This is a genomic window from Glycomyces arizonensis DSM 44726, from assembly GCF_000482705.1.
Classification (GTDB): domain Bacteria; phylum Actinomycetota; class Actinomycetes; order Mycobacteriales; family Micromonosporaceae; genus Glycomyces; species Glycomyces arizonensis.
This window is the reverse complement of record NZ_AXWO01000001.1, coordinates 140141-156817: the sequence shown is the minus strand read 5'-3', so window position 1 is coordinate 156817 and position 16677 is coordinate 140141. Positions and strand designations below refer to the sequence as shown.

14 protein-coding genes, 1 tRNA gene and 1 pseudogene are annotated in these 16677 nt (G+C 67.1%); 7 read left to right on the top strand and 9 right to left on the bottom strand.

Annotated elements, in window-relative coordinates:
* The first annotated feature begins 207 nt into the window (after positions 1–207).
* On the top strand, positions 208–1665 hold the full coding sequence (locus H613_RS0100685; protein ID WP_035735451.1) for a glycosyl hydrolase family 18 protein: 1458 nt from the start codon (positions 208–210) through the stop codon (positions 1663–1665).
* Between the two features lie 174 nt (positions 1666–1839).
* Here the strand turns inward: H613_RS0100685 and H613_RS0100680 are convergent, their stop codons facing one another.
* Both H613_RS0100680 and H613_RS0100675 read right to left on the bottom strand, forming a co-directional pair.
* Entirely contained in the window at positions 1840–2259 is a 420-nt protein-coding gene (locus H613_RS0100680; RefSeq protein ID WP_026922264.1) for a PRC-barrel domain-containing protein, read from the bottom strand.
* A 230-nt stretch (positions 2260–2489) separates the two neighbouring features.
* Positions 2490–2861, bottom strand: a complete 372-nt coding sequence (locus H613_RS0100675) for a winged helix-turn-helix transcriptional regulator (protein WP_245598415.1) — start codon at positions 2859–2861, stop codon at positions 2490–2492.
* A gap of 88 nt (positions 2862–2949) precedes the next feature.
* Between H613_RS0100675 and H613_RS0100670 the strand changes: the two genes are divergently transcribed.
* Positions 2950–3768, top strand: a complete 819-nt coding sequence (locus H613_RS0100670) for an NAD(P)H-binding protein (protein ID WP_026922262.1) — start codon at positions 2950–2952, stop codon at positions 3766–3768.
* Positions 3769–3864: 96 nt separating this feature from the next.
* On the opposite strand, the gene H613_RS29710 is transcribed toward H613_RS0100670, so the two are convergent.
* The 3 genes from H613_RS29710 to H613_RS0100650 form a co-directional block, all read right to left on the bottom strand.
* Positions 3865–7056 (bottom strand): right-handed parallel beta-helix repeat-containing protein, encoded by a 3192-nt coding sequence (locus H613_RS29710; protein WP_084546182.1) that lies wholly within the window; start codon positions 7054–7056, stop codon positions 3865–3867.
* A 590-nt stretch (positions 7057–7646) separates the two neighbouring features.
* The gene (locus H613_RS31235) at positions 7647–8219 is read right to left on the bottom strand and encodes a hypothetical protein (protein WP_169731932.1); all 573 of its coding nucleotides are present in this window, start codon (positions 8217–8219) and stop codon (positions 7647–7649) included.
* Between the two features lie 188 nt (positions 8220–8407).
* A complete protein-coding gene (locus H613_RS0100650; protein WP_026922260.1) occupies positions 8408–8866 on the bottom strand; it encodes a MarR family winged helix-turn-helix transcriptional regulator in 459 nt (152 codons plus the stop codon).
* A gap of 63 nt (positions 8867–8929) precedes the next feature.
* Here H613_RS0100650 and H613_RS0100645 point away from each other — a divergent pair, with 63 nt between their 5' ends.
* On the top strand, positions 8930–9298 hold the full coding sequence (locus H613_RS0100645) for a VOC family protein (RefSeq protein ID WP_026922259.1): 369 nt from the start codon (positions 8930–8932) through the stop codon (positions 9296–9298).
* 676 nt (positions 9299–9974) lie between these two features.
* On the opposite strand, the pseudogene H613_RS32750 reads toward H613_RS0100645, so the two are convergent.
* Positions 9975–10160: pseudogene (locus H613_RS32750) on the bottom strand (IS3 family transposase); the annotation flags it as partial.
* A 35-nt stretch (positions 10161–10195) separates the two neighbouring features.
* Between H613_RS32750 and H613_RS23590 the strand changes: the two are divergent.
* Positions 10196–10501 carry a site-specific integrase gene (locus H613_RS23590; RefSeq protein ID WP_051392766.1) on the top strand — a complete coding sequence of 102 codons (306 nt, stop codon included), beginning with the start codon at positions 10196–10198 and terminating at the stop codon, positions 10499–10501.
* 73 nt (positions 10502–10574) lie between these two features.
* Here the strand turns inward: H613_RS23590 and H613_RS0100635 are convergent.
* Positions 10575–10648: transfer RNA gene (locus tag H613_RS0100635), tRNA-Pro, on the bottom strand.
* Between the two features lie 415 nt (positions 10649–11063).
* Here H613_RS0100635 and H613_RS30550 point away from each other — a divergent pair.
* On the top strand, positions 11064–11894 hold the full coding sequence (locus tag H613_RS30550) for an HIRAN domain-containing protein (RefSeq protein WP_156925751.1): 831 nt from the start codon (positions 11064–11066) through the stop codon (positions 11892–11894).
* Between the two features lie 38 nt (positions 11895–11932).
* Here the strand turns inward: H613_RS30550 and H613_RS0100625 are convergent, their stop codons facing one another.
* Positions 11933–12715: an IS5/IS1182 family transposase gene (locus H613_RS0100625; protein ID WP_026922257.1), complete on the bottom strand. Its 783-nt coding sequence runs from the start codon at positions 12713–12715 to the stop codon at positions 11933–11935.
* A gap of 114 nt (positions 12716–12829) precedes the next feature.
* Positions 12830–14323, bottom strand: coding sequence for a DUF1349 domain-containing protein (locus tag H613_RS0100620; protein WP_026922256.1), 1494 nt, complete (start codon positions 14321–14323; stop codon positions 12830–12832).
* Between the two features lie 85 nt (positions 14324–14408).
* Here H613_RS0100620 and H613_RS0100615 point away from each other — a divergent pair, with 85 nt between their 5' ends.
* Entirely contained in the window at positions 14409–15578 is a 1170-nt protein-coding gene (locus tag H613_RS0100615) for an ATP-binding protein (RefSeq protein WP_026922255.1), read from the top strand.
* A complete protein-coding gene (locus H613_RS0100610) occupies positions 15575–16231 on the top strand; it encodes a response regulator transcription factor (RefSeq protein ID WP_026922254.1) in 657 nt (218 codons plus the stop codon). The genes H613_RS0100615 and H613_RS0100610 overlap by 4 nt, the downstream gene beginning before the upstream one ends.
* Positions 16232–16677: the final 446 nt, after the last annotated feature.

Below are 16677 nucleotides of genomic sequence, written 5' to 3'. Positions count from 1 at the left end.
GGTCCGCCCCTCTGGCCCTGCCTGCCTTCGCCTACACGATAACCATGCCGTGCAACCCGGCCGAGGGCGGCCGTCCGGGCGGACCGCGAACCCGGCCGGTGTATTGACGTATGTGAACTTTTTGTTCTAGAGCCTTGACTTACCAGGCGGCGGCCGTAAAAATAAAGATACTTATCAATTAAGTCTCTTTACTTTTGGGAGGACGTCTTGAGACTCAAATCCAGACGGCTGATCGCCGCCCTGACCGCCGCGCTGGCCGTGGCCGCGTCGGCCGCGATCGTCGCCGTCGCCAATCCCTTCACCGCCCAAGCCCAGACGGCCTGCTCCGAAGCGTGGCAGTCCGACGCGATCTACGTCGGCGGCGACCAGGTCAGCTACAACGGCACCGAATACCGCGCCAAGTGGTGGACCACCGGCGAGGAGCCCGGCACCACCGGCGAGTGGGGCGTCTGGGAGTCCCTCGGCGCCTGCGGTGGCGGCGGCGACCCCACCGACGATCCCACCACCGACGACCCGACCGACCCCCCGACCGACCCCCCGACGGACCCGCCCACCGAGCAGTACAACGCGGCCTACTTCACCGAATGGGGCGTCTACGGCCGCGACTACCACGTCAAGGACATCGTCACCTCCGGCTCGGCCGAGAAGCTCACCCACATCATGTACGCGTTCGGCAACGTCCAGAACGGACAGTGCAAGATGGGTGACTCGTTCGCGGCCACCGGCAAGGCCTACACCGCGGCCGAATCGGTCGACGGCGTCGCCGACGCCTGGGACGACCCGCTGCGCGGCAACTTCAACCAGCTCCTGAAGCTCAAGGAGATGTACCCGCACCTCAAGATCGTCTGGTCCTTCGGCGGCTGGACCTGGTCCGGCGGTTTCGGCCAGGCCGCGCAGAACCCGGCCGCGTTCGCCCAGTCCTGCTACGACCTCGTCCACGACCCGCGCTGGGACGGTCTGTTCGACGGCATCGACATCGACTGGGAGTACCCCAACGCCTGCGGCCTCAGCTGCGACACCAGCGGCCCCGACGCCTACCCGACGCTGATGAGCGCCCTCCGGTCCGAGTTCGGGAACGAACTGGTGACCTCGGCCATCACCGCCGACGGCACCGAGGGCGGCAAGATGGACCTCGCCGACTACGGCCAAGCGGCGCAGTACGTCGACTTCTACATGGTCATGACGTACGACTTCTTCGGCGCCTGGGACAAGGACGGACCCACCGCCCCGCACTCGCCGCTCACCGATTACGACGGCATCCCGATCCAGGGATTCAACGCGGAGACGTCCATCGCGAAGCTGAAGTCGCTCGGCGTCCCGGCGAACAAGATGCTGCTCGGCTTCGGCTTCTACGGCAGAGGCTGGACCGGCGTGACCCAGTCCGAACCCGGCGGCTCGGCCACCGGCCCGGCGCAGGGCACCTACGAGGCGGGAATCGACGACTACAAGGTCCTCATCGACCAGTGTCCGCCGACCGGCACCGTCGCAGGAACCGCCTACGCCCACTGCGGCAACGAGTGGTGGAGCTACGACACCCCCGAGACGATCTCCGGAAAGGTCGACTGGCTCAACAGCCAGGGCCTGCTCGGCGCGTTCTCCTGGGAGCTGTCGGGCGACTCCAGCGACGGCGAACTCCTCGCCGCCATCCACAACGGACTGAGCTAGCAAGAACCGAAGCGCTGCTCCCACAGCGGCGGGCGGCCCGGCCTCGGCCGCCCGCCGCACTCCCGCCGCCGGACCGCGTCGGCCTCCTCAGGGGCCGCGGCAGGGCCCGCGCCCTCACAAACGACGCCCCGGCGCGCACGGTTCCGTGCGCGCCGGGGCGTCCCTCGCAGTGTGCTACCGGTACGGGTAGCCCGGGTAGATGTACCCCGCGCCCCAGTAGGGCATGGTTCCGTAGTACCCGTAGACGTCCTCGTACGGACGCTCGGGCTCGGGAGTGAGCTCGGGGTCGTAGACCGGGCCGGAGGCGACGTGCTCGCGGTCCTGGTTGATGTACACGTGCTCATCGTCGACGCTGGTCACGGCGTCCACCGGGACGAGCACCCGCTTCTTCCCCATGCCGAGGAAGCCGCCGGAGCTCACCTCCAGGAAGCGGACCCTGCGTTCCCGCTGGTCGATGATCAGTCCCTCGACATCACCGGTCTCGTCGCCGTTCCGGTCGAGCACGGTGCGGCCGCGGACGTCATCGACCTCGGCGGCGAGCGTCAGATCCGTGTCGCCGAGCCGCACGAGCGTCGTTGCCTCATCGTCAGCCATGATGTTCCCTCCGTCGCGATTGACGGGCACCGGATACCCCCGCCCGCCGCCCGCGAAACGCCCCGAGCGGCAATCCGCACCGCGGACGCCAGGGCCCGGAGCTGCGACCATGGCGCTCGCAGCGGTGCAAGTCACCTTTGTGGACGTGTGGACATCGGAGCATGGGCGGAACGCCGCGGCGGCGACCGACGCGAGCACCTCGGCCGCATCCGGCCGGCGACCGCGTGCGGTCAGGTCCGGCTCCCGGAGTCGTAGGCGTCGCGGGCCCGTTCGACCTTGTCGAGGTTCGGCGACCATTCGGCGAGAGCGGCGAAGAGCGGGGCCAGACTGCGGCCCAGGTCGCTGATCTCGTACTCCACTCGGGGCGGGACCTCGGGGTGGTAGGTGCGCACGACCAGGCCGTCGCGTTCGAGCCGGCGCAGGCGCTCGGTCAGGACCTTGGGGGAGATCGTGGCGATGCGGCGCTCCAACCGCACGAACCGCTGCCGCCCGAACTCGTTGAGCGTCCACAGGATCGGCGTGGTCCAGCGGCTGAAGACCAGATCGACCACCGGGGCGATCGGGCAGGCCAGTTCGGGCGTCACCGAGGTGTCGTCGATCACGATATCCCCACTTTCCTCTAGGTACCTACTGTCTTCTCGAAAGTAGCGTGGCGGAGTCCGAACACGAAAGCGATGCACGGGAGTACATATGATCACGGTGACCGGAGCCACCGGGAACGTCGGTCGGCCGCTCGTCCAGGCCCTCGTCGAGGCCGGAGAGGAAGTGACCGCCGTCTCGCGGACGGCGAGCCGGGCGCCCGAGGGCGTCCGCTTCCACCGGGCCGACCTGACCGAGCCGCGGCGCCTGGCGCCCGCCTTGGAAGGATCCGATGCGCTGTTCATGCTGACCAGCGCCGACTTCATGGCGGGCGGCGACCTCGGCGAGGTCATGGCCGTCGCCCGCACGGCGGGGGTGAAGCGGGTCGTGCTGCTGTCCTCCCAAGGCGTCGCCTCGGGACGCCACCCCTCGTCCATGGAGGACGCGGTTCGGCAATCGGGTCTGGAATGGACGGTGCTGCGACCGGGCAACTTCGCCTCCAACGCGCTCCAATGGGCCGACTCGGTCCGCGACAGGAGGGAAGTGGCGGCGCCGTTCGGCGATGTCGCGCTCCCGGCCGTCGACCCGGCCGACATCGCCGCCGTCGCCGCCCTGGCCCTGCGCCGACCCGGCCACGGCGGCGAGGTCTACACCCTGACCGGCCCCGAACCGGTCTCGCCCCGGCAGCAGGCCGCGGCGATCGGGGACGCGCTGGCCGAACCCGTGCGGTTCGTCGAGGAGGCCCGTGACCGGGCGCGAGCCCGGATGCTGGGCTTCATGCCGGGGCCGGTCGTCGAGGCCACGCTCGATGTCCTCGGCGCCCCGTCCGCCGCCGAGCGGGCCGTCAGCCCCGACGTCGAACGGCTCCTCGGCCGCCCGCCGCGCACGTTCGCCGACTGGGCGGCGCGCCACGTCACCGCGTTCAAGTAACCTGCCGGGGAACGGGATCGGGCCCGCCCGTCCGGAACTCGGACGAGCGGGCCCGCTCATAGCGGCCGACTTCGGTGCGGTCGGCCGGATCGGTGGTTACGGAAGGACCTGGGTGCCGCCGAAGGTGACCACGAGGGTGCCGTCGGAGGTGAAGTGCCAGTCCATGCTGCCGTCGTAGTCCGAGCAGCGGGAGCCGTTGGAGCCGCTCCACCACTGGTTGCCGCCGGCGTCATTGCCCACGATCCGGTCATCGTCCCCGGAGTCGCAGGAGGTGTTGTTCGTGAAGGTCGAGGAACCCTCGTCGAAGTTGAAGTTGCGTTCGGCGTTGCCGATGGCCGCGTTGCCGCTGATGGTCATCGAGCCGGGGTTGGAGTTGTAGGTGAAGCCGTGGTGGCCGTTGTCGTAGGCGATGCTGTTGGTCACGATGTGGTCGACCTCGATGTCCTCGCCACCGAGCTTGAAGCCGTTGCGGTCACCGCTGCCGGCCTGGCCGCCGTTGGAGAGCGTCCCGTTCCCGTAGGAGAGGGAGTTCTCGATGGTGACCGCGCCGATGGGCCCGGTCTCTCCCTTGGTGTACAGGTCCCAGCCGTCATCGATGTTGTTGTGCGAGACGGTGTTGCGGAAGACGTTGCCCGGACCGCTGGTGAGCTTCGCGGCGAAGCCGTCGGCGTCCTCGCCGTCGGAGTCGACGTTGTCGTGCGACTCCGAGGAGACCACCAGGTTGTAGGCCGGCCACTCCGAGGACGGGGCACCGGCGGTGTAGCGGGAGAGCTGGAGCCCGGTGTCGGCGTTGTAGCGCGTCACCACGTTTTCGATGATGTTGTGGTCGCCGCCCAGGAGGATCCCGTTGTCACCGGAGTTCTGGACGATGAGCCCCTTGAAGTGCCACCAGTTGCCGCCCATGGCGATACCCCGGTTGGACGAGTCCTCGCTCTGCGCCGAGAAGTCGATGATCGGGGTCTCACCCGGGTAGGCGAACAGCTCGGTGCGGTCGGAGGAGGTGCCGTCGTTGCCCGGCTCGATGTAGAGCGTGTCGGCCATGTTGTAGGTGCCGCCGCGCAGGTAGATCGTGCCGCCGGGCTCGATGCCCTCGACCGCCGCGGTGATGGTCGTCGGGTCGGACTCGGTGCCGGCCGCGCCGTCGCTGCCGTTCGGCGCCGCGTACAGCGCGTCGCCCGTCGGCGGGTCGGTGTCGTCGCCGCCGTCGTCGTCACCGCCGCCGTCGGACGGGGTGCCGGCCGTGGTGTCGAGGTAGTCGACGTTCGGCAGGCCGTCCGAGCCGGTGGCGATCAGTTGGACGGTGTTGGTGCCCGCGTTCAGGTTGACCGTGACCGCTTCGGTGGACCAGGTGGTCCAGCTTCCGGTCGACCCGAAGGCGGCCGAGCCCTGGGTCGAGCCGTTCACCACGACCGAGGCCGAACGGGCGCCGGAAGCGCCGTTGGCGTAGCCGATCTCCAGGGTCGCCTCGACCGCGGCGTCCGCCTCGATGGTGAACTGCGCGCTCGCGCCGACGGCGTTGTCGGAGTTGCAGAACCCGCTGCCGGAGAAGCCCGAGTGGTCGGAGTCGATGGTGCCCTCGCACGTCGCCGAGGAGCCCTCGGCCTCGAGCCGCACCGTCTCACCGGTGTCGCCGCCGCCATCGCTGCCGCCGTCGTCGCCGGTACCGTCATCGGTGCCGTCGTCGCCACCGTCGCCGCCGCCCGAGGGCGTGCCGGCGTAGGTCTCGAACTCGGCGATCCTCGGGGTGCCGGACGAGCTGCCGATCACGAAGTCGATCTTGCTCAGCGTGGTCGAGGAGAAGGTGATGACACCGGCTCCGCTGCCGCTGGCCAGGACGTCGCTGTTGTCGTGGTTCATGACCTCCCAGGAGCCGATGTTGCCCTCGGCGCCCGAGGCCTCGCGGATGTTGATCGAGGAGACCGTCTTGTCGGAGTCCCACTTGACCGAGACGCGACCGGTCGAGCCGGAGGGCGACCAGTAGGTGCCCATGTCGCCGTCGATGACGTTGCCGTAGCTCGTGCCGTCGGCCTTGCCGGAACCGTCGGCGCCGGCGTCGGAGGCGAGGCTCAGGTTCTCACCGCTCGGCTCGCCCGGGTCGCCGTCGTCGGGCGGGGTCGTCTCGTCGTCATCGGGAGGCGTCGTCTCGTCGTCGTCCGGGGGCGTCGTGCCGTCGTCCGGCGGCTGCGAGGAGCAGCTGCCGTCCGACACCCGCAGGCCCTTGCCCGCGCCCGCCGTCTCGCTGAGGATGCCGGGGATGCAGTCGGCCTCGTCCATGCTGTAGGAGTACGGGATGGAGACACTGGTGGTCGACTGCGGGTTCGGCCCGGCCGGGTAGTTCTCGCTCCCCTCTTCGGACCAGGTGATGTTGTCGTAGATGTTGCCGCTGACCTCCCAGTAGCCGCGCTCGTCGGTGTAGAAGGTGCCCAGGACGTCCTTGGAGTCCTGGAAGTAGTTGTTCTCCACCTTGACCTTGGCGCCGACCCGGGAGTTGATGCCGGACTTGACCAGGCCCACGAAGTAGTTGTTGTAGGTGTGGGCCGTGCCCGCGCGCAGCAGGGGCGTGCGGGAGTCGATGTTCTGGTACACGTTGTGGTGGAACGTGACGTAGCCGTTGCCGGTGTCGCTCTCACTGGAGCCGATGAGCCCGCCGCGGCCGGAGTTGCGCAGGATGCTGTAGGACAGGGTCACGTACTGCGTGTTGTCCTTCATGTCGAAGAGCCCGTCGAACCCCTCGTCCTCGCCGCCCGAGGCCTGCAGGGTGGCGTGGTCGACCCAGACGTTGCGGACGTTGCTCTCCATGCCGATGGCGTCGCCGCCGTTGGAGGTGGGCGAGCCCGACTTCTTGACGTTCTGGACGGTCACGTTCTGAATGATGATGTTGCTGGAATCACGAATGTGGATGCCCAGCTCGTCGAAGACCGCTCCGCTGCCGACGCCGATGATCGAGACGTTGCTGATGTTCTTGAGCTCGATGCGGTCGTCGGCGGTGTCGCAGCTGTCGCCGTCGACGTCGCTGGTGTTGCCGTGGTTGATGGTGCCCTCGACCTCGATGATGATCGGGGTGTCGCTGCTGGCCCGGTTGCACAGGGCCTCGTGGATCTCGGTGCCGGTGCTCGCCTGCACCGTCTGTCCTCCCGCGCCACCGGTGGTCCCGCCGTTCTGGGTCGCATATCCGGTGGCGCCCGTAGACGCCGCTGACGCCTGGGTCATCGATAGGAGGACTCCGCTCACGACGACGGCCGCGGTGGCCACCGCCGTTCCGATGCGGAGCTTGGCTGATCGTCTCATCCGTTCGCTACCTCTCCTGAGGGAAATATTGAGGCATTTGAATGAATCTAAGGCAAAGGCTTTCATGGAGTCAAGGGAAAACGCGCAACCGTTTGCAAAAAATCTGGACACCGAGATGAATCGATGTCGATTTCGTTGGGGCCCTTGAGTATCGGCGAAATCGATCCGGTATGATCCGATTTATTGTTATATGCGGGTCAATCTACTGCCCTGCCGGTCCTCCATAGGCGGGCCGAGCGGTCCGGACCAGCATCTCGCCGAACCCGCTGCCGCGCCGATCTGCACGCGAGCGCGTGTTGAGGGCCGCGCCGAGGCAAAATCGCGTCAAGCGGTTGCATCAGATCGATGCCGAAGCCGCGGATGGCTGACATGAATAATATCGACAAAACAGTCAAGAAGACAGGATTCGAACCTGCGTCCCTTCGCCCCCAAAACGCGTGCGCCATTTCGCTAAGAACGGCCATCTACCTGTCGTAGCGCCCCGAACCCATCGCATACCAGGGAAACTTCGGCACGTATTCGGCACGGCCCCGTCCGACACGCCTATCGCGCTGCTGAGGAAATCGGCGATGTCCGAGCCCGGCCGTCGTTCAGCGGTCGCACCATTCCCTGACCGAGTACGACCACAGCAGCGCGAAGCCGACGACATCGACGACCGTGCCGACGGTCCCTCGCACGCCGAACTGGTAGTCGACGGTGTCGGACAAGGCGAGCGCCGCGACAGTCAGGCCGCAGACGATGAAACCGCCTGTGGTGATCAGCGCCCATCGTCGGGCGGTCCCGCTGCGGCGGCGTTGCGGGGGCGGAGTCATCGAGAACGTCGATCTCGCGAACAACGGGAACAACTCGATCTTGATCGAGAACTGCTCCAACGTGACGATCGAGGGCGGGACGGTCAACGGCGGCGGCGAGGTCCGTGTCGCGGCCCGTTCGGCGTTCTCCAATGCGCGGGAGGTGTGGATCACCTTGCGGGTGAACAACACCTCGGTGCGGGAGTCGCAGTGCGGTGACAACGTCAACTGGGACCTCTCCGGTAGCGCCTCGATCAACGTCTGCTGGCGATCAGGTGAGTTCGGGATCGCGAGCGCGCCCGCGACCCCGCTGGGCGTTCGCTTCGGAATTCGTCCACCGGTAGATAGCACCCTTCGGCATGGCTTGCGCACGCACAATTTCTACAGGTCTCAAGTGTCGGCCTGATGCCGATCCAAGCTTGCCCGGCACAGCTCCGCGACGCCGGTCAAGAAGGGCTCTTCGCGGCAGCGGGTGTAGTCGGGGGTCTGTCGGTTTCCGAGGTCTGTCCGCGCGGGCGCACTCCTATGCGCGCGAGGAGAGGGTGCGCTCGGAAGTGAGGCTATGCACTGTCGTTGCCATCGCGCAGGGAATGGATCATGCTCCGCAGGATGCGGAACGCGCCTGACCGCTCGGTCTCGGTCATGCCGGCCAGCATTCTGTCCTCGACGGACCGGACCGCCACGGTCGCCTTCTCAAGGCTTCGTCGACCGCGAGGCGTGAGCCGCGTGGGAAGCACCTTCCCGACGCGTGCCTCCGCGGGCCTGGTCACGTGGCCCTCTCGTTCCAGGGTCTGGAGCAGCACGTTCATCGTCTGCCGTGTCACGAACGCGCCGCGCGCGAGCTCGGAGTTCGACAAGCCCGGTCGTTGCGCCAGCAGCTCGAGGCAGGAGTAGTGCGTCACGCTCATCCCGAGCGGCCGCAGCACCTCCTCCATGGCGGCGCGGAGGGCGCTCGACGCCTCTTTGAGCAGGTAGCCCAGGGACGTCTCCAGATTGATGCCGGCACCGTCTTGACTCATGTCAGTACTCTGACATAGAGTGGTCTATGTCAGAAAACTGACACGAAGAGAAGGAGCACCATCATGCCCGCCACCGGCCCCGACTTCATCTCCCTGCAAGCCCGAGACCTCGACGCTTCGCAGGCGTTCTACGAGCAGTACCTCGGCCTCGTCCGCTCGCAGGCCGGACCCGCGCACGCCGTCGTCTTCGAGACGAAACCGATCGCCTTCGCGCTCCGCGACGTCGTTCCCGGCACCGATCTCGCCGCTGCCGCCCAGCCCGGCATCGGCGCCGCGATCTGGCTCCACGCCACCGACGTCCAGGCCATCCACGATGCCCTCCTCGCCGACGGCCACACCATCGTCGCCGCACCGATCGACGGCCCCTTTGGCCGGACGTTCACCTTCGCCGACCCCGACGGCTACCAGATCACGCTCCACGACCGCACCTGACCGACCGAACCCCCCACGACCACCGTTCGCCGACGAACAGCTCATCATCGCTTACCCACAACGCCACACAGCGCGAGTCCACACCGCCCGAACCGTCGGGGCGGGACCACGCGCCGCGTGCTTCCGAGCATTCCGGTTGCGCCAGTGGTCTTCCGTCTTTCAGGTGTAGGCGGATTGCACCTCCCACGACTCTGCCGTGTGTCAAGCGGTGGAACCGGTCCGGTGCCGAGGGATGATGCCTAGAAGGCATCCCGCATTTCTTTGGCGCAAAGACCCTGGGTTCGTCCAGGGCAAGCGCCGTCCGTCGGCGGAGGTCAGCACCGCTGCTTCGAGAACGCGGCGGATGAGTCCACGGGAGACGAGGAGGGCGGACGGCGTAGGCCTGGGAGATACGACAGCGGCAGGCCCGTAACGAGGCACCGACGGACTCATCGAGGCAGGACACGAGTGGATATTGTCCGCCGCGGTACTGGAGGGCTTGCTGGCGCACGGCCTTACGCTGTCGCGATGAGTGTGGTGACGGCGACTGAGACGTATCGGATCGAGCCGTTCTCGGGCCTGCGTCCTCGTGTGTTGGCCCGCCTGGTACGCCGACTGGAGAGCGCTGACGCGCCTCGCCAGGGTCGTCCCCGGAGCCTGCCGCTGGCGGGAGTTCCACCCTGAATGGGGACACCGTCTATTTGGTCAGTGGGACGATATCGAGTTGTCGTTCGTAGTCGACCGGCGACTGGTGCTCAAGTGACGAATGCCGTCTTTTGAGGTTCAACCAGTTCAGGTAGGAGAACACCTCCAGCCTGGCGGTGTCGGCATCAGCGAACGTGCCGCCAGAGCCGAGGTGCTCGCGTTTGAGCGAGGCGTGGAAGCTCCGGCAGAGTCTTCAGTTCCCACTGCGGCAAGGTGCTTTCAGCCCGCACCTGCCAGAAAGTCTTCGCCAAAGCCCGCGAGCTCGCCTACACCGAGACCGAGCTTGCCTCGCCACTCACCAGGCGGATCTACCACCTGCGGCATTCGTGCCTGTCGCGGTGGCTCAACGCGGGCGTTCCCGCCACCCAGGTCGCCGAGTGGGCCGGGAACTCGGTCGAGATCCTCCTGCGCATCTACGCCCACTGCATCGACGGTGAACTCCATCTCTACCAACAGAAGATCCAAGTCGCCGAACAACACGCCGCGGGTAGACCCGTCATACACGCGACAGCAGCGTAACGACACCTGAAAACGGTGGTGGGAAGGCCTTAAAAAGGCCTTCCCACCACCGTAAGAAATCCGAACAAATCGGTCGGGACGACAGGATTCGAACCTGCGACCCCTCACTCCCAAAGCGAGTGCGCTACCAAGCTGCGCCACGTCCCGATGGCCGCTCGTGGGCGGCCGTAGCCAGGGTACAGCACCCACGCCGAGATTCGAGGCTCGGCCGATCGCGACGCGAGTTATGGGCCGATGATGAGATCTGGCAGCCCTTCGGCAGCGAGCACAACACGCGAACTTCGCGGTTATAGACTATAAGTAGTAGAACTGACTCGTGGGGCAGTTTCTGCCGTGACCGGAGTCGGTTGGATACTGTCGGCGTAGAGTCAGCCGGTCGAGCCGCCTCATTAGTCATGCATGGGGTTGTCGACTCGCTTATGGCGTGGAGCCTATGGCCGCTGGACCAGTCCAACGCGCGCGTGAACTTGATCTGGCATCGACAGATCGTGGCGGCGCGGTCCTGAGACGCTGTCCGGTCAGAGGATTCCCTCCACCATATGCGATCGCCACAATGGACTCCATGGGTTTGAAGGATTGGCTGGCGAGAGCGTGGAATCTCCCGGTCGAGCAGCCGGGTCACGATGAGAGCGCTTCAGAATCCGGGGAAGTGCAACTGTCGGGGACGACGACGGTCGCGAAGATGGCCGTGGCCGGTCTGGTCCAACGGCATGGTCTTCCCGAGCGTGGCATGCTCGACTGCGTCGCCGTGCTGCGAAGGGAACCGGACAATCCGGTCGATACGTCCGCCGTAGCCGCCTGGGTCGATGGTGAACACATCGGTTACCTGCCCTCGCACCTCTCGAAGCGGTTCCCGTTGCACGTTGGCGCTGAGCTGCCGGTGCCGATGCGGCTCTTCAGTCTCCGCCGGGACGGGAAGATTCGAGGGGAGGCATGGGTATGGCTCGGCACCGATGCGCCGCAGTGGCAGTACAGCGCCACGAACCCGCCTCCGTTGACACCGGAGGAGAAACACGCCGCTGAAGCGGCCTGGCGTACGAATATGGTTCACGATGCGCTCGTTGAAGGCGGGCGGCGGGCCGAACAATTCCGGACCGGAATGGTCGACGGCGTCCACTACCTCGAGCTGGTCGAACCGATCAAGCAGCTCAAACGCGAAGGGCGCCTGCGTGAAGCCCTCGAGTTGTGCTACCAGGCGATCGAAGGTGCCGAACGGGACGCAGGCGGCCGCGAACCGGCACCCGCGTACACCGAGCATGCCGCGATCATTCACCGCAAACTCGGCGAGCGCGACTTGGAGGTCGCGGTGCTTCGGCGGTGGCTCGACCATGCGCCACCAGAGCGGCGTGAGGGCTCGAGAATCGCCGAACGGCTTGCGAAAATCCGACGTTGATGCTCTGGGTCTGGCAACAGCCACTCAGGGAACCTGTTTCAAGCTGATTGGCGTTCGTAGTCGTTGAGGACTTGGACGGCTTTGGCGAGCTGGGTGGTTCGGTGCGGGTCGCAGCGGACCTGGTCGAACACACCCCAGCTCTTGAGCTGGGCGAACATGCGCTCGCCGGGGCCACGGAGTCGGGCGTGGAGACGGTTGTAGTCCTTCTGCCACTCGGGCTTGTCCTTGCCCTTGATCGGCGTGACCACCAGATCGTGGTCGAGCCCGTCGTATCCCTTGTCGCCCAGAGCAAACAAGCCGTGCTCGGCCAGCAGGCGCGGAATCTGGGGAGGGTCGGCCCTGCGGGCGGTCTTGGTGTCGTGCGTGGCGCCTCTGATCGCGCCGGAGATCCACAGCAGGTTCCCGCGCGCATCGGCGATGGCCTGGAGGTTCATGCCGTGCCGCTTGTGTTTGCCGGAGTAGTAGGGCCGGTCGATCTGGTTGCGGTCGATGTGGAGCGGGGTGCCGTCAATGATCACGAACGCCGCGCCGGATCGTTTCGCGTGCCGCAGCGCGTCTCTGATGCCTGGGGCGCGGGCGGCGAGGAGTGCAATGGTCTCGCGGGTGTGTCGCCAGGCGGTGGCCGCGGAGATGCCGAAGCTGGCGGCTAGGTCGCGCAGCCGCTCGCCTTTGCGCAGGTAGGCCAGGGTGAGCAGGGCTTGTGTGCCCGCATCGAGGACGCGCCAGCGTGAGCCGATGATCTTTCGGTGGGTGCGGATGAGTTCGGCGACTTGGTTGAGGGTCGAGGTGGACAGCGGCAGCGCGGCAGGGTAGAACAGCAACAGGGGCTCCTGGTGGTCGATCAGGCAGAAGTAGCATTCGCCGTTCTACCAGGAGCTTCTTCATGCCCTCAACCCGCATGCCAGCTGAACACGCTGCACCCCAACAAGAGTCAGTCAGGATGCAACAGGCTCTATGCGTCGGTCATTCCGATGACGGCTCAACGCCCACCATGCCGCCGCCAGGGTGTAGCCGCACAGGACGGCGATCCCCGCCCAGGCCGGCAGCGGGAAATAGCCTGCGGACGGTGCGTAGTGGGCGACCACCTGCGGGTATTCGACCGTTGTCTGCTGGACGGCGAAGGCAGCGGCCGGGGTGAGTCGCAGCAGCCATTGCGAGACGGCGTCGGGCAGCAATGGGAATGCGGTCACGGCGTAGGGTAGGGCGACGAGCGACAGGACGACGGCGATGGCCGCCCAGCCTCGCCGCAGCAGAGTTCCGAGCCAGTACGCGAAGGCGGAGCACAGCGCCAGCACTACCGCGAGTCCGATGACGACGCGGGAGCCCGTCAGCAGGGGAACCGGCGGAACGGGAACGCCGTTGCGCTCGAGGACCGCGATGCCGATCGGCAGCACCACACCGATCGCGACCAGTCCCGTCACGAAACTCGCGGCACCGACCACGACAGCGCGGCAGACGAGGCTCGGCCCCGGCGCCGGAACGGCGGTCCGGGCGCCGAATCGGGCGGCGACGACGAGGACGACGATCAGCCCGGCAGCCAGGCCGGCCAGGAGGTTCCTGACGGTGCGGCCGCCTTCTTCGCTGTGCGGGCCTATGTCCCCGGTGCCGCTGACGGTGATCACGCCGTCCTGCTCGACCGCTCCGGAGGCGTTGTGGTGCTTCTCCCAGTCGGTGCGGTTCATTCGGCCGATCGGCTCGCTCAGCCATGCACCGTCGGCCGCGCCTTCCAGGGCGATGCTGTCGAACACGCCGGTGGCCTGCGTGAAGCGCGATTCCTCGATCACGCCGCCCAGGCCGACCTCTCGGAGCGTGAGGTCACCGGGGGAAGCGGCGAAGAGTCCGACTTGGACCGTGTTCGGCAGCCCGGTCAGCGTCGCTGTGCCGATGGCGCGCCATTGTTCGCCGTCAGATGATTCATAGCCGGTGATGGTGTCCGCTGAGCGGGTCAGGCGAAGCCACCGCGGCGACTCGGGCGAGGCCTCGCCCCTGCTTCCGGCGATGTCGTGCTCGTAGTCGTACTGCATGCGCACGCCGTGGTCGCCGGTCATCATGACCGCCGCGTAGGCGGAGCCCTGCTCGATGCCGTCTTTGACGATGATCCCGGTCTTCGCCCAGGGGACCAGACCGGGGACGATCTCGTCGTGGTCGGGCGGCGGGTAGGTGATCGTGCCGGTCATGGACGTCAACCGTGCGGTGATGGAGCCTTCCGGGCCGAGATCACGGTGCACGAACCAGAACGTGTCGCTGACGATCGAGCCGTCCGCGGCGGTCGGGACGGCGGGGCACGGTCCGCCGCAGTCCGAGCGGCTGCCGAAGGCGAAGAGCAGGCCGAAGGCGATCACGGTGAGAGTGGCCGCCGCTAGGGCGGTGATTCGGCCGGGACGGCGGAAAGCCGTCCATTCGCGTTGCAGGAGTGCTGTGTCGAACATGCCTCGGTTCTACGCATTCGGACATAACACGGTCCGAACCTCGCTTGTTATACCGCTGTTAGGTCCCGCCGTGCATGCTGGACGGATGAACAGACTGCGTGGTGCGACGGTCGGACTGCGGTTTGCGATCCTGTACAGTGCCGTCTTCCTGGCATCCGGGCTCGCCATGCTGACGCTGGCCTTCCTCCTGTCCGGTGGGACTGTCGGCGACGTCGAACCCGTGCCCGGACAGCACCCGCTCGGCGACGGCGATCCGACTGCGGCCCAACAGCGCATCGGGGAGTTGCAGGACCAGTTGGCCGCATCGGATGCGCGGCAGGCCCGGAACATGCTGATCGGATCGCTGCTGGCCCTGCTCGTCATGGCCATCGTCTCCCCACTGGTCGGCCGAATGCTGGCCGGACGGGTGCTGCGTCCGCTGCGGCGCATCACCGAGCAGACCCGGCACATCTCGGCCGACGACCTCGACAAGAGGCTGGGAGCCACCGGCCCGGCCGACGAAGTGAAAGACCTCGCTGACACCATCGACGGGTTGCTGGAACGGTTGGAAGCGTCATTCACCGCCCAGCGCCGATTCGTCGCCAACGCCTCGCACGAGCTGCGGACCCCCCTGGCGACGATGCGAGCGTCGCTGGACGTCGCCGTCGCCAAACCGGACGTGGGACCGCGGACGCTCGGCTTGATCGATCGAATACGGCCGCAATTGGACCAAGTGGAGGGCCTCCTCGACGGCCTGCTGGCGCTCGCTCAAGCGCAGCACGGGGCGCTCGGCGGCACAATCGAGGTCGACGTGTCCGAGCTTGTGCGGCGGGCGCTGGCCGGCAATGCGGAGGCGATCGCGGCGAAAGGATTGAACGTGACCGAAGGGCTGCCGCACGGCATGCGCACTCGGGGCGACGCCGCGCTGCTGTCGAGGATGGTCGCGAACGTCGTCGACAACGCCGTGGTCCACAACGTCCAGGGAGGCTGGATCCACGTCGCGACCGAGTTGGAGGGCGACGACATCCGCCTTGCGGTACTGACCGGAGGGCGCGTGCTCGATCCTCGAGAGGTGGACGGGCTGGAACAGCCGTTCCGGCGGCTCGGCAGCGACCGCACCGGGTCCGGGAACGGCGCCGGTCTCGGGTTGTCGATCGTGGAGTCCATCGCGTCCGCCCACGGCGGTCGTCTCGCATTGACGGCCCCGAGCGAGGGCGGGCTGCTGGCCGCGATCACGCTGCCGGCGGTCGCGGTTCCGGCCGAGGCGAAGGCATGAGAGTCCTGGTCGCCGAGGACGCGCGACCCCTCGCCGACATCCTCGCCGAGGGGCTGCGCGATCAGGGGATGGCCGTCGACCTGGCGTACGACGGACTGTCCGCGGCGGCCAAGCTCGACCTCACCGCATACGGCGTCGTCGTTCTGGACCGCGATCTGCCCGGCCTGCACGGCGACGCGCTCTGCCAGATGATCACCGAGCAGCCCGATCGCCCCATGGTGCTGATGCTGACAGCGGCGGGGACCGTCGACGACCGTGTCAGCGGCCTGACCCTTGGAGCGGACGATTACCTGGCCAAGCCGTTCCACTTCCCCGAGCTGATCCTGCGGGTCCATGCCTTGGGCCGCCGCAGGCCGGATGCTCGCCCGCGGATCCTGCGTGCTGCCGGAGTCGAGCTGGACCCGCTCCGCCGGACCGCCATGCGCAGCGGCCGGCGGTTGGACCTGTCGGTCAAGGAGTTCGCCGTATTGGAGGCGCTGATGCGGGCCACTCCCGGCTTTCTCAGCGCCGAGCAATTGCTGGAGGAGGTCTGGGATGAGAACACCGACCCCTTCACCAACACCGTGACGGTCACGATCGGGCGACTCCGTCGCAAGCTCGGCGAACCACCGGTCATCACGACGACACCGGGCATCGGTTACCGCATCGGCTGAACGATCGCTCGTGCCGCCTTGGCCGGACATCTCACGCTGCGGATGCCGATGCCGCAGCGTGCGGCCAGGGCCTTCTGCGGTGTGCCGTAGGGTCCCGACCGCTTTCGGCCTCGATCCGCAGTGCGCGGCAGCGTGAATTCGCCTGGCCGACATCCGTGTGGAAGTCCAGGTCCGGGAGCGCGACCGAGGAGTTCGCAACCCGTTGGTCGCCCCTCCGGCGGGGAAACATGGTCGAGCGGAGGATGCGGCGGGGCGGTTGTGGGGTCCCGATGCGGGGGTCCATGTTGGCTTGGGCAGAAACTTGGGCACGTATTTGGCAGGGGTCTGCCGGAAACTGCCGAGGGCAGTCGGACCTGACGGGGCCATATCGGACCGTCAGGGTGGACTCATAACCGCAGGTAGGTTGACGTTTCTGTAGGTTGGAAGGGCGTTGGCCGGGTGGTCGA